Here is a 380-nt window from a genome sequence, read left to right as displayed (position 1 = left end):
CTCAGGTCTTCCACCTGCCAGGACATGTCGAAGCGCGCCGCGACGTCGGCGAAATCACGCTTCAAGGCATCCAGTTCCAGGGGCTGCGCCGCCACGCCGTGGAAGATGCAGCGCAGGAAGAAGCGCTGCTTGCTCTTGTCGTCGAACACAGCCAGTTCATCGACATAGCCGCCGCGCCGGTCCAGGAACCCGACCACGGCGGCGACCTGTCCCGGTTCGCTGGGGCAGGTCAGGGTCAGGCAGAATGGGCGGGCCGGAGGGATATGGGCGTCCTGGGCGTGCATGGCGGAGGTCCTCTGGCTGGCGAATCAGGCGGCGTCCTGGGCGGGCGCGCCGTACACGGGGTAGCGACGGCACAGCGCCTGCACCTCGTCCGCGAC

The 380-nt window shown here is 68.4% G+C and carries 1 pseudogene; it reads right to left on the bottom strand.

Features of this window, described 5'->3' with window-relative positions:
• Positions 1 to 284, bottom strand: a pseudogene (locus KDH83_RS31925) (formyltetrahydrofolate deformylase); the annotation flags it as partial.
• Positions 285 to 380 lie beyond the last annotated feature (96 nt).

It is taken from the genome of Achromobacter sp. Marseille-Q0513 (assembly GCF_018195695.1).
In the GTDB taxonomy this organism is placed as follows: domain Bacteria; phylum Pseudomonadota; class Gammaproteobacteria; order Burkholderiales; family Burkholderiaceae_B; genus Achromobacter.
This window is presented reverse-complemented; position numbering and strand designations above follow the sequence as displayed.